A 13,358-nucleotide genomic window follows, 5' to 3' on the forward strand; every position below is an offset into this window, starting at 1 on the left:
ACCCATTATTTTCTTTTTTTACTTCCAAAAGCATCTTTCATTTTATCAAAAAAACCTTCTTCTTGCTGTTCATTGATTTCCTGACCACCTGCTTTAGCAAAGGCACGCAACGCTTCTCTTTGCTCCTCATTCAGGTTTTTCGGTGTAATCAATTTGACCTTCACGTGTTGATCGCCAGTAGCACCGCCTCTCAAACGAGGAGCTCCTTTACCTTTCAAACGGAAGTTTGTTGCAGTTTGCGTACCAGCAGGGATTTTCAGCTTCACATCCCCATGAACAGTTGGTACTTGAACCTCATCACCTAACGCTGCTTGTACAAAGCTTAATGGCAATTCATAATAGATTTCTGAACCGTCTCTATCGAAAATATTGCTTTCCTCGACATTGAAGACAACATACAGATCTCCATAAGGTCCACCATTCATTCCCGCTTCCCCTTGGTTAGCTAAACGCATTTGTTGGCCATCTTCCACACCCGCAGGAACATTGACTTTCACACGGTGTGCTTTCTTTTCGTGACCTGAACCATGACATGTTGGACAAGGATCTTTGATTTCTTTCCCTGTACCTCGACAAACATCACAGGTTTGACGACTCATTACACGACCAAGTGGCGTTTGACGTTCCACGTTGATCGATCCAGAACCATGACATTTATGGCAGGTTTCTGGCTGAGTACCTGGCTTGGCTCCATTACCATGACAAGTACCACAAACATCTTCACGTTTGTATTTGATTTCTTTTTCTATACCAAAAATCGCTTCTTCAAATTTCAACTGGATCGTATATTGCAAATCAGATCCTTGTCTAGGAGCAGTCGGATCAACTGTACGTCCGCCACCGCCGCCAAAAAATGAATCAAAGATATCTTCAAAACCACCAAAACCGCCACCGCCGCTGAATCCACCGCCGCCAAAACCACCAAAGCCGCCTGCACCGCCGCCATAGCTAGGATCTGTTCCAGCATGTCCATACTGATCATAGGCTGCTTTCTTCTGAGGGTCACTTAAGACCTCATAAGCTTCTGTCAGTTCCTTGAACTTCGTCTCAGCATCTGCATCCTTATTGATATCTGGATGGTATTTTTTGGAAAGCTTCCGATAAGCTTTTTTTATTTCATCATCTGAAGCACCTTTAGATAACCCCAGCACTTCATAGTAATCTCTCTTTGTAGCCATTGGCTTCCCTCCAACTTGTAATTCCATTAAGACTGAATCACTTGCTTCAATCTTTTTTGTCCTTTGAATGAACATTGTTCCAAAAGCAACATCTTACAACAAAAGTATCGTTGTAATCATAACACAATTCAGGTAAAACCTAAATACATTTATGTAAAAAACAAGGTCAAGAACCTCTTAAGGTCGCTTTTTATTCACTGATCAAGCCATACTGCATGACAAGAAAATGACGGGACAGAAGCAGCTATTACACTTCTGTCCCGCCCACTTTCCTAATCAGGACTTGTTCCTTTTTTAGGAATTAGTCTTCGTCTTTTTCGACTTCTTCAAAGTCAGCATCTACGACATCATCAGCTCCGCCTTGTGCTGCTTCAGGATTTTCTTGTGCTTGCTGCTGTGCTGCTTGTTCGTAAAGTTTTACAGAAAGGTTTTGAACGATTTCGTTCAATGCGTCACGTTTCGTCTTCATCAGCTCGATATCATTTGCTTCAACAGCGGCTTTCAATTCATCACGTGCTTCTTCTGCTTTTGTCACGTCTTCAGCATCTACTTTTCCTTCAAGCTCTTTCAATGTTTTATCAACAGTGAACAACAATGCATCTACGTCATTGCGAAGGTCAACTTCTTCTTTACGTTGTTTATCTGCTTCAGCATTTGCTTCCGCATCTTTAACCATGCGTTCGATCTCCTCATCAGATAAACCTGAAGATGATTTGATTGTGATTGTTTGTTCCTTTTGAGTACCTAAATCTTTAGCACGTACGTTTACAATACCGTTTTTATCGATATCGAAGCTTACTTCGATTTGAGGTACGCCACGTGGTGCTGGCGGAATATCTGTTAATTGGAATCTTCCTAATGTTTTATTGTCTGCTGCCATAGGACGTTCCCCTTGCAGGACATGGATATCTACTGCCGGCTGGTTATCCGCTGCTGTAGAGAATACTTGAGATTTACTTGTTGGGATTGTTGTATTACGATCGATCAATTTAGTAAAGACACTACCCATTGTTTCGATACCAAGTGATAATGGTGTTACGTCCAATAGTACAACGTCTTTCACATCACCTGTGATAACGCCCCCTTGGATTGCCGCACCCATTGCTACAACTTCATCCGGGTTTACTGATTTGTTTGGTTCTTTGTTTGTTTCCTTACGTACTGCTTCAACAACAGCAGGAATACGTGTAGAACCACCAACTAGGATTACTTCATCGATATCAGAAGCATTCAAATCAGCATCTTTCAACGCTTGACGAACTGGAATTTTTGTACGTTCTACAAGATCAGCTGTCAATTCATCAAATTTCGCACGAGTCAAGTTCATTTCTAAATGTAAAGGACCAGCGTCGCCAGCTGTGATAAACGGTAAGCTGATTTGTGTGCTTGTTACACCTGACAAATCTTTTTTCGCTTTTTCAGCAGCATCTTTCAGACGTTGCAAGGCCATCTTATCTTGACCAAGATCAATGCCGTTTTCTTTTTTGAACTCAGCAACCATGTAATCAATGATCTTGTTATCAAAATCATCCCCACCAAGGTTGTTATCGCCTGAAGTAGACAATACATCGAATACGCCGTCTCCTAATTCAAGGATCGATACGTCAAATGTACCACCACCCAAGTCAAATACAAGGATTTTTTCTTCTTTATCTGTTTTGTCTAGCCCATAAGCTAATGCTGCTGCAGTTGGCTCGTTGACGATACGTTCAACTTCCAAACCGGCAATTTTACCAGCATCTTTCGTTGCTTGACGTTGTGCATCATTGAAGTAAGCCGGTACTGTAATAACCGCTTTTTCAACTTTTTCTCCCAGATATTCTTCTGCAAAGCCTTTAAGATATTGTAAAACCATTGCAGAGATTTCTTGAGGTGTATATGTTTTTCCGTCTGCTTCTACTTTATAGCCAGCTTCACCCATGTAACGTTTGATAGATGAAACAGTATGAGGGTTTGTCACTGCCTGACGTTTTGCTACTTCCCCTACTTGAATTTCGCCATTTTTGAATGATACTACTGAAGGAGTTGTACGGTTTCCTTCCGGATTTGCAATAATTTTTGCTTCTCCGCCTTCTAAAACAGCTACTGCTGAGTTTGTTGTACCTAAGTCAATACCGATTATTTTACTCATGTTTATTATCTCCTGTCTTCTTTTTTTATAGTTTGTCTATCTAAATTTCTGCTATAAGCCATTCTATTGTGCTACAACGACCATGCTGGCACGTAAAATACGATCCTGTAATTTGTAGCCCTTTTGCAGAACTTCTACGATCGTATCTGATTCGACACCCTCGCCTGCAGGGACAGTTTGAACTGCCTGATGTAGATTAGGATCAAAAGCTGCACCGACAGCAGGAATTTCTTCAATTCCTTCTTCCTTCAATGCATTCAGCAAATTTTCATGAACCATAGAGATACCTTTTTTCAAGCTAGCTCCTTGTTCATCATCTACTTCGATTGCCATCGCGCGTTCCAAATTATCCATTGCCGGCAAAATCTTCTTCCCTAAATCCTGAGATCTATAGCGAACCAAAAGCTCACGTTCGTTTTTGAAACGATTGCTCATATTAGCGATTTCCGCTCGTGCACGTAAGAATTTATCTTCCATTTCATTCAATTCATTTTTCAGCGTATCCGTTTCTGACAGTGTTTCTGTCTCGTCCACGTTTTCTGTCTGATCCTGAATATCATCTTTTACTTCTTCTTGTTTTTCATTATCCAATCTTGCAACTTCCCTTCTCATTTCGTAGAATCATTTTTATCTTTAAGAATAGCACCAAGGCGTTATCCATCAAGAAATCTATAGTAAGAACCTAACTGTGATGCCAGTTCATTTCTGAATACATCGACCAGACTGAACATTTTAGAATAAGGCATACTGGTTGGTCCCAACAAAGCAATAGTTCCTTTCCCATGTCCGACAACTTCATAGGTTGCTGTGATCATGCTCATATTATCCAGCAGATCATTGCCAATTTCCGAACCAATTTTGAAGCTGATGGGTACAGCGGAGTCGCCTGAGATATCCAGCAGATGAGTCAGCTCTTCTGTGTTCTTCATAAATGAATAAACAGACTTCAACTGTTTGTTATCCAATCCGCCATCAAAATCCAACAGATTCAATCGACCGCTCACATATACTTTTTCTTCAAAAATGTGTCCCAGCATCGAATCAAATAAATTCATCATCCCTTCCGGTGTTTGGAAATATCTATGCAAGATCATAGGTATCTCTGTTCTCAATCGGTGATAAACAGTCAGCAAGGGTTGCCCCACTAACTTATCATTGATGATTTTGGTCATCTTTTCTAAGTCTTCGCTAGTAACAGATGTTGGTATAGCAAACACTTGATTTTCAACATTGCCTTTATCCGTTACAATAATAGCAATTATCTGCCGATCATTCAAAGGAACCATCCGAAATCCTGTTAGTTTTCTTTCTTTCACTTCCGGTCCCAACGAAAAAGCGGTATAGCTAGTCAACTCAGATAAAATTTTAGCTGATTGTTCGATGATGTCATTGATTTCACGAAATTCAGTACCAAATGATTGACGGATAAGATTCACTTCTCCGGAATCTACTTCCGCCGGTTTCAACAGATGATCTACATAGTAGCGATACCCCGCCATAGACGGAACTCTTCCAGAAGAAGAATGGGTCTTCAATAGCAGACCATGCTCCTCTAAAGCTTTCATCTCATTGCGAATCGTTGCAGAACTGGACTTGACTCCATCCTCCATCAATTTCTTCGAACCTACAGGTGTCCCTGTTGTTGTGTAATGTTGGATGATAAGTCTCAATATTTCGTTTTGTCTTTCTGTAAGCATAATTACCACCCTCCATTAGCACTCTTATCTAATGAGTGCTAACACAAGTATAAATATAGCAAGTCCTGTTAGAATTGTCAAGAAAAAAACAGTAATTTTAGCACTCTTTATAGTCGAGTGCTAAAAATTACTGTTTTAGCCTTTTTATTCATCTAGTAGGAAGGATTCAAAGACTTCGTTTCCTATATATAATCCCTTTTCAGTTAAGCTAAAATACTTTTCTGATTCTGCAAGCAACCCTTCTGCTTTCAATTTTTCAAGCACAGGACCATAGACCTGTGCAATAGTTGTTTGAAATTTTTCTTCAAATCGCTCTTTACTGACACCAGCCAATTTCCGCAAGCCTAGAAACATTTCTTCCTCGATTTGATTGGCTCTGGTCAATTGCTCTGTTTCCAGTACAGGTAGCTTGCCCTCTCTTAGCGGTTGCAGATAATGTTGAATCGGTCCAAAGTTGCGGTAACGAGCATCCCCAAGATAGCCACTTGCTCCTGCACCAAAACCATAATAATGTTCATTATTCCAATAAACCAGATTATGCTGACTCTCTTTTCCATCCAAAGCAAAGTTGCTTACTTCATATTGATGTCTGCCCGTTTTCGCCATTTGCTCGATAGTTGCTTCAAACATGCCAGCCTCAGTATCTTCATCTGGCAATTCCAAGCGCCCTTGTCGGACCCAGTTCATAAACATCGTCTTATTTTCAAGAATCAAAGAGTACAAGGAATAATGAGGCAAATCCAATTCAATTGCCTTTTGTAAGGTATCTTGAAAGCCCTCCACCGTTTGCCCGGGAAGTGCATAAATCAAATCAATACTAACATTTTCAAAATTTTCTTTTTCCAGAAAACGCATAGTCTCATAGACATCCGCTGCCGTATGCTTGCGACCGATTTTTTTCAGCAATCGATCATCAAATGTTTGCACACCCATTGATAAGCGATTGACGCCATAGTTCTTCATGACTTTCAGTTTATCCTGAGTTAAATCACCTGGATTTGCTTCTACAGTAAATTCTCGTTTGTCATCAAATGGCAATAGCTCTCTTACACCCGATAGCAAACGATCCAATTGAGCTGCATTTAGGGACGTTGGTGTTCCACCGCCTATATAAATAGTTTCCATCTGTTTTTCTGGATGCTTAGCTGTGGTTAGCTGAATCTCTTTCAACAGGGCTTCAATATATTCATCAACTGGCTGTCCTTCAAGAAAAACTTTATTAAAATCACAGTAAAAGCAGATATGCTCACAAAATGGGATGTGAATATAAGCAGAAACTTTGCTGTTTGTCATTTTGTTCGTTTCGATCATTTCATCATTTCCTTTGAGTTCAATAGGTAATTACCAAACCATATGTTTCTTGCTATAAGGTTTGTTGCTTGGGCGTATCTTTTTAGTCGGTCTATGGATAGCAGAATATAGCTATATAGAGCCCTGATATCCATTAGCCAGTTTAACATACTTTCATTTGATGGGGTAGAAAAAAAGAAACCTCTCATTTCTAACACTTCATGACAATATAAAAAGAAAAAACACCAATTCTTGATGCTTTTTCACTTACTTGCTTCATATAATAATAGTAGAAATGTCATTAACAACGAATCAAACCCGCTTATTGATTTTTAAAAATGCCCGTGATACTACTTTCCTGAAGTATATGACCAACCATAGCATCCAGAAGCTTTTTCTTCTTGGCATCGCTACTCAAATCAAGCATGGCATCCAAAATATAAACATTGAAACGATAGCGATGGCTATTTTTTATGATTTTGGGTGGTTTCGGTCCACGATACTCGTGCTTGCCATAAGCAATGCCTTGAATCGCGCCATGAAGAGAATCAACGATTTTTCCAGAAGGGATGTTCTCAGGAATGTCAGACATAACAGGAATATTCCAAATCAGCCAATGAGGAAAGGCCTTAATCATCGGAATATCTAAATCTTCCATAATAATCGCAATGGATCGAGCGTCGCTAGAAATATTTTGCAACGTTAATGGTGGTGACTGATCACTTCCGTAGCCAGTGTACTCCAAAGGCATCGTTCCAGTATCTACAAAAGCACTGCTTTTGATTATCAGATTTTCTTTTTTTGAACGCACCATAAATTCCTCCTTCTTTCATTCACTAAATTCCATCACATCATACTTATAACGAATCATTTATTCGCTAATAAAAGCAGCTTGTTTATCGTATTCGCTGTTCGAATCGTCACATGATTATTTACCGAAGAACTGGCAATTTTTGACCATCTGGTTTTGGTAAATGTCTTCCGAGGCGCTGACCAAAAAATAATATTCTTATGATGAGCAATCTTTTCATACTCTGGTTTTATTTCACCAACAGCCGCAAACACTTCTTCTGCTCGAATCGGCGGAATCAAAAAAATGGCATAATGAATGATTTCCTTATTCGTATCTCCCCACCAATCTGGGGCATGAGTCAACGTCTCTGTCAAATCGTCTATAGGTACAACGGCAACAGGAATATCCAGCATAAAAGTATCTGTCATGATCGCTTCACAAATCGTGATCAACTCATCTATAGCATGACTTTCACTTGAGAAAGCTACATTTCCACTATTGATATAAGTAACAACATCACTAAACCCATTTTCTTCAAAGGCACGCTTCAGTATCGGCATTGCTACTTTATTTTTACCGCCAACGTTAATCCCACGTAAAAGTGCAACATATTTTCTCATTAGAAACACCTCTCTATAATCTACGTTTATCTATTAATAGTAACAAAAAACGCACTTATAGAATACCCTTTCAAAAAAATTTAATTTATATCAAGCAAACATATGTAGCTCAGTTTTTCAGCTTTTTTCTTATAGTCATTAAAGTTCATAGACATCTAGATTTCCACATCTGAATGCTGCGTATCTTTCAAATAAAGACTACTCAATTACTTTTGAGTAGCCTTTATTACTTTCCTATATTTAAATTTGTTTCCCTCTTAGAGTCAAGCTTGAAAAAAGAAAAAGTAAAACAATATTGTTCTTCGGACATGAATGTATTTAAACTATTGGCTCTGTTTCAAAACATTAGTTGCTTCTCAAATATGGTTTAGCTGTTTTATAGATTTGCTTTCCAGATTCCCCAAAAGCTATAGACAACTTATTATGAATATCACACAGCTTTTTCATATGAAGAATTCGAATTATTTCAGTTGAATGTTCCTTATATATTTTCGAAAACTGTTTGCTTAGTTTCTCATCCAATTCATTAGCTATCACAGTAGATTTTCTATTAATTGTTATCTTTACATCTCTTTTTTTCCAAAAGTTTATAAGACAATCAAAACCGTGATCTTCGCTAACAATAATATACTTTTGTTGTTTCTCATTTTCATTTTTTGCGATTAAATAACCTAAGTAACTACTTAATTGAAAATCCAATGCATTTTTTCCGGCAACTACCTTGAAGAAAACTATATTTGACGTTCCTATTGATGCCAGTGCATCCAAGCTGATTTTCGCATCTCTTGTATAAAAGATGGTAATGTAATCCTTTGATGTTATTTCTTGAAGCTTAGTCAGATGTCTTTCTGAAATATTTTCATAGTCAATTAAATAATGCATATTTTCTCCTTTTTTATTCTCTGAATCGTCTTGCTAAAAATCTTTTAAATTTAAGCCGCTGGTTAACTATTCTGAAAAGATATACAGTACCAATAATATCTTCATGTAGTTTTCTTGCAAAAAGTAATCACTGGCTAATTTTTCATAATGTTCATTTCTTTTGGAACAACGAACGTATCTCACTAAATACTGGCGTTTCATAGACAAATATCCTTACTAGGGTATTTGTTCCTGAATTTGGTTCATGCTTTTACATAAATTATCGTATCTATTCTTATTTTCTTTAAAAGAAAAATTCTTTAAATCAAATAAGTAATATTACTTTTCAATGTTGGCTAATCTCATTTAGGTTTTCTTTCCCTAATCTTTTATATTTTCTTAACAGTAAACAAAGCGGGTAACTGATTATCTGCGTAATTGCATTGATTTCAGCTACCCGTTTCATCTAACTATCCATTTTTACCGTTACAACTATCCCCGCATTTTAATGTTTTCTTATCAACAACATCTAACGTATCATATAAAGCAGTGAATTTTTTCCATACTCTGTTGGAAACGGAAGCTTCTCCAAGTAGGATCGTTTATATTCGCCTTCTATACAATCGATTACCTCTACACTGGTTTCGAACCACAAATCCTCTGTATGCTCTAAAAAGAAAAACAGTAATTGGCATTTTTCATCGATTCCCTGAAGGATTGAAAGGCTTTTTGAAAAATTATCTGCGTTAATTTTTTCTACTAGCTCTATTGCTTGTTCCTGTAGCTTTTCATAATATTTCCGTAGTGTATGGTCGATCTCCCCTGCATAAATGTTTGTCAATTCAAGTTCCCATGAAAAAGCCATTTTCTCACTCCTGATCCGTTACAAAGTCCCAATCATTGTTCCAATAGACCCATTTATCTCCACTACCGTCATTATATTTCACAGATATTTTATTTCTAATGTCGTCAATAGGGATATCTAGTTGTTTTGAATCCGTTGTTTTTTTCAACGGAACCGTATAGGATTTATATTTTTTTCCATCCATGTAAACAGTAAATTCAGTAACATTGGAGTAAAAGACCTTAAGGCGCTGATTTACAACTGATAGATAAACGGATTCACCCGTTTCTTTTTTCACTCCCGGTACAACAAGTACATCGTCTGTCGCTGATAATTTTTTATGATTATGCGCATCATTTGGGGGTCCAACGATAAATGGTTCCTCCAAAGTTGAATCGCCCACTACAGTTGCGGTTGTCGTGATCGCTTGACTATCCTCCTTAACAATGGCACTTAAACTAAAGGAGGCGATATTCCCAGGCTTCAACTCTGATTTCAAATAAACGTCAATCGTTTTTTCTGCGGCATTGTAGCTATAAGAATCGACCGATGCGTTATTCAGCAACCTATCAAAGCTATCATATTGAAGCTGATCCGACAGTGTTACGGTTACTTTCAAATTTTTCACAGGATCTCTGCCAGAATCTCTGTTGTCTCCACTTTTAACTGTTATCTCGTAAAGTAACTGATTTCCCTCGGTTAGAATTGGTACATCATCTTCATTACGATCAAAGCCTTCCGGAACCTCTATGGTAATTTCAGGTGTAGAAGGTGCTGCAGCTGTGACTTCAAAATATAAAGAGGGTGTAAAACGATCCTCTCCAACAGCATCGTGATACCCCGTATAGCTGTCATAACTGAGGGCAGATGGGTTGATATTCCCAAAAATTCCATTCGGTGCAGTTGTGTAGGTTTCCGGTACATCACCTATGATCCCTTCAATTTCTGCTATGTCCTTCGCAAAAATCTCAATAGTTTCTCCAACAAGAAGATACTCAGATAAATCAAAGACCCATTTCTTTTTTGAAGTGGACGATTCTGACGCTGCCTCACTGACTGAAGTGATTTCCTTATACAGTAAATTTCCAGAAGAATCCGTCAAAAATTGATTGTCCTTCTTCGCAAAAATAAATAATTTATCGACCATTCTCTGATCTCGTTCATCCCATAAATCGACGGTTCCAGTCAGTTGTTTTGTCGTGTCTGTTACTTTCCCTGCATCAGATGCCAGAGTTAGAGGTGGTGTGACATCTTGCACCACCACAGTCTCAACTTGAATATCTTCAGGAAGGCTATGGATATTCTGACTAGAGGTAGCATCATCTGAGCCACCTCGATAAGCAGCTGTCACGCGAACCTGATCGCCCGCGCTTAAAAAGCTACTGAGCTCCCAATCAAAGATCCCCCCTCTTGCTTCTTCGCCATAAATAGCCACACCAGGTAGGGTGTCATTTTTCCCTTTTGTCGGTACAATCGTCGTTTCTTTTTCCGTACCATCTGCAGCTAAGACTTGAATCTGAACCCAGACCTCTTCTTCCCAAGCATCCCGAGTCTCACTACTATCGTCCGAGTAAGGAACAGTCACATGTCCATAAATATGCTTATCTGCGTTGGTCGGGACTCTCAGTTCATCAACAACTGCTCGATAATTATTCCCGGTCATTCGCGTGTATTTGTCTGCCCCCTCATAATTGGTTGAATTGAATTGATTCGGAAATTCAGAATAGGCAATCGTACCAAAATTCCTTCCAGTCAGTTCATAGCCGATTTTACTCCAAAAAACATCCGGATTAGCATCTAAGTCAACACCATTCTTCTTTTTCCAAACAGAAAGACTTACTTTTTTTGAAGCAAAAATCTGATTTGTTCCAGAGCTTCCTGTAGAGAAGACCTGACCACCATTCACACGATTATTCCTGAAATCGTAAAAAATCGGCTCATCAACTTGGATATCTATCCTCGAAGCGCCCGCATGAACAACTCCTCGATTCTCAGCATAGGTCGTTCCTTCCATACGAAAAGTTGAATCTTTTCCGATCGTAAATTGAAAATTACCACTCAATGCTTCAATCGCCGGACCATTATCAGATTTTGCGTAGATCGTACTACTTGCATCCTCTACTTCAAAATAAGATACACCACCACTATCAACAGTAAACTGAATGGCTTGTTGTCCACCAGTATCTCCACCGTTTTGTGCACGATTTGTTCCTTCTTTGATAATATTTACTTTACCGCCTGATTTAGCGATAAAACTATTGTTTTTTCCGTAAAGCCTTACGGCTGCTGCAGCTCCTGAATGTTTGATGACATTCATCTCTGCCTTATTTGTGACAGAAAAGGTTTGCGCACCTACTAATCGAAAACGTAGGGTAGCACAATAATTGTGCGCTTCTCCATCTGCCTCCAGATTCAAAATACTACCTTCACCATCCAAATTGAAAATCCCATCTTTCACTTGATTGACAAAAGCAGAGGTCGTTTTAGGATTTTCCTTTGCCGCTTCAGAGCTAGATGCTTGCGCATAGGCACTCACTTTCGCCCCTCTCAACACCTCTGTTTTGGAATCTCTGCCATCTTTCGCACTTCCTTGTAAAGTGATCACACCACCATCAGAACCATAAAAAGTTCCTTTAGATGTCGCAACCAGCTCCGTTCCTTCATCAACAACAGAAAAGACGATTACATTGTTGTCCCCTTCTGTGTTTGCCCAAACAGCTTGCCGCAGTTCACTGGAAAGCTTGACCTTCGATCCCTGGTCTACCGTCAACGATGTCTCAACAGATGAAGTCCCTGGTAGTAAACGGATGATGGCGTGTGCAGCGGTAATCACGACATCTGCCCCATTCGTGATATGAACATTGGCTGCACAAATAACACCTTTCGAACTACTTAAGCTTGGAACCGTTTTATGGCTGTACCACCAAAAATAGCCCTGAATTTCAACATTACCACGAGGAACAGCAAGAAAATACGAGCCTGCTGTCCCTATCTGTTCATAGGAACCCTCAATATTCTCGAGTTTAACGGACCAATAGAGTGAAACTGAGGAACTCGAAGCAGAGATAAACCCATCCTTTTTCGCGGAATAATTGACAGAAAGGTTGACTAGTTCAAAGGTACAATCCACTTTTTTTGTATCGCCCAGAGTAAAAGCTGTACTTGCTGTTGTCGTTAACCCAAAGCCTTTTCCATCAATGGTCAGATTTCTTGTTATATTCGCCAATTTAGTACTGGTTGCAACAATATTCGCTGAAAACTCAATTCGCGAAATCGCAGTATTATTAACCGCTGCAATCAGCTCCTGATAGTTGCTTACAATAGCTGTTCCTGCTTGACCATCATCCAACAAGAGAAATTGCTCCACATTCGTTCTTGCTGTCAAGTCAACAAGCTGCGCTTTGCTGTCAGCAGGTACCAATCGACTTTTTTTCTTTGAAACAGATGCAGCTTCTTTCAACTCTTCTCCATCGTTTTCTGAAATAGTAATAGTATGCTTTTTAACTACCTTTCCATTTCGAACCACTTGAAAGGTCTGCTTTCCAGTTTCTAAAATCGGAACAGGAAGTGCTACTCGAACTTTTTTATTAGTCGGTTTGATTTTAAGTTGTACGCCGGTTTCTTCATCCGAGACTGCCTCAAGTTCGACCTCATCCGATTGAAAATCTTCCAGTGTTTCCATTGATACCGACATGGCATCGGTTGATTGAAAAAGAATGGTTTCCTCTTTTGGTTGATCAATGTCGATGTTCACAAAATAATGACTTTTCTCTTCATCATAGTCACTTGAGAGAATATATGTATTTTTCCCCAGATCACCCAAAAAATTTATAATAAGAAAAACCAGCAACCCCAGTGCAAACACGCTGCTGCCTACAACAGCAAGAAATTTTGGCTGAATAAAACGCTTATGAGACTTTTTCATCATTACCAACTCCATTATA

Annotated in this window: 10 protein-coding genes; all 10 read right to left on the reverse strand. The window is 39.0% G+C overall.

All coding sequences use genetic code 11. The features are described 5' to 3' along the window. Window positions 1–5: 5 nt before the first annotated feature. Window positions 6–1,178: a molecular chaperone DnaJ gene (gene dnaJ / locus A5888_RS05150; RefSeq protein ID WP_086348126.1), complete on the reverse strand. Its 1,173-nt coding sequence runs from the start codon at window positions 1,176–1,178 to the stop codon at window positions 6–8. 301 nt (window positions 1,179–1,479) lie between these two features. Beyond that, window positions 1,480–3,309: a molecular chaperone DnaK gene (gene dnaK, locus A5888_RS05155; protein WP_086348127.1), complete on the reverse strand. Its 1,830-nt coding sequence runs from the start codon at window positions 3,307–3,309 to the stop codon at window positions 1,480–1,482. Window positions 3,310–3,372: 63 nt separating this feature from the next. After that, on the reverse strand, window positions 3,373–3,900 hold the full coding sequence (gene grpE, locus A5888_RS05160; protein WP_249274420.1) for a nucleotide exchange factor GrpE: 528 nt from the start codon (window positions 3,898–3,900) through the stop codon (window positions 3,373–3,375). A gap of 62 nt (window positions 3,901–3,962) precedes the next feature. Then, complete coding sequence (gene hrcA, locus A5888_RS05165) at window positions 3,963–5,006, reverse strand: heat-inducible transcriptional repressor HrcA (protein WP_086348129.1); 1,044 nt, start codon at window positions 5,004–5,006, stop codon at window positions 3,963–3,965. Window positions 5,007–5,150: 144 nt separating this feature from the next. Further along, entirely contained in the window at window positions 5,151–6,317 is a 1,167-nt protein-coding gene (gene hemW / locus A5888_RS05170) for a radical SAM family heme chaperone HemW (protein WP_086348130.1), read from the reverse strand. A gap of 301 nt (window positions 6,318–6,618) precedes the next feature. Then, on the reverse strand, window positions 6,619–7,110 hold the full coding sequence (locus A5888_RS05175; RefSeq protein WP_170924709.1) for a YbhB/YbcL family Raf kinase inhibitor-like protein: 492 nt from the start codon (window positions 7,108–7,110) through the stop codon (window positions 6,619–6,621). 53 nt (window positions 7,111–7,163) lie between these two features. After that, entirely contained in the window at window positions 7,164–7,709 is a 546-nt protein-coding gene (locus tag A5888_RS05180; protein WP_086348132.1) for a DUF1697 domain-containing protein, read from the reverse strand. A gap of 345 nt (window positions 7,710–8,054) precedes the next feature. Continuing rightward, window positions 8,055–8,591 carry a PIN domain-containing protein gene (locus tag A5888_RS05185; protein ID WP_339101976.1) on the reverse strand — a complete coding sequence of 179 codons (537 nt, stop codon included), beginning with the start codon at window positions 8,589–8,591 and terminating at the stop codon, window positions 8,055–8,057. A gap of 508 nt (window positions 8,592–9,099) precedes the next feature. Next, window positions 9,100–9,435, reverse strand: coding sequence for a DUF7006 family protein (locus tag A5888_RS05190; protein WP_086348133.1), 336 nt, complete (start codon window positions 9,433–9,435; stop codon window positions 9,100–9,102). A gap of 4 nt (window positions 9,436–9,439) precedes the next feature. Beyond that, window positions 9,440–13,339, reverse strand: coding sequence for a pectate lyase-like adhesive domain-containing protein (locus A5888_RS05195; RefSeq protein WP_086348134.1), 3,900 nt, complete (start codon window positions 13,337–13,339; stop codon window positions 9,440–9,442). Window positions 13,340–13,358: the final 19 nt, after the last annotated feature.

This window comes from Enterococcus sp. 9E7_DIV0242, assembly GCF_002140975.2.
Lineage (GTDB): Bacteria > Bacillota > Bacilli > Lactobacillales > Enterococcaceae > Enterococcus_L > Enterococcus_L clewellii.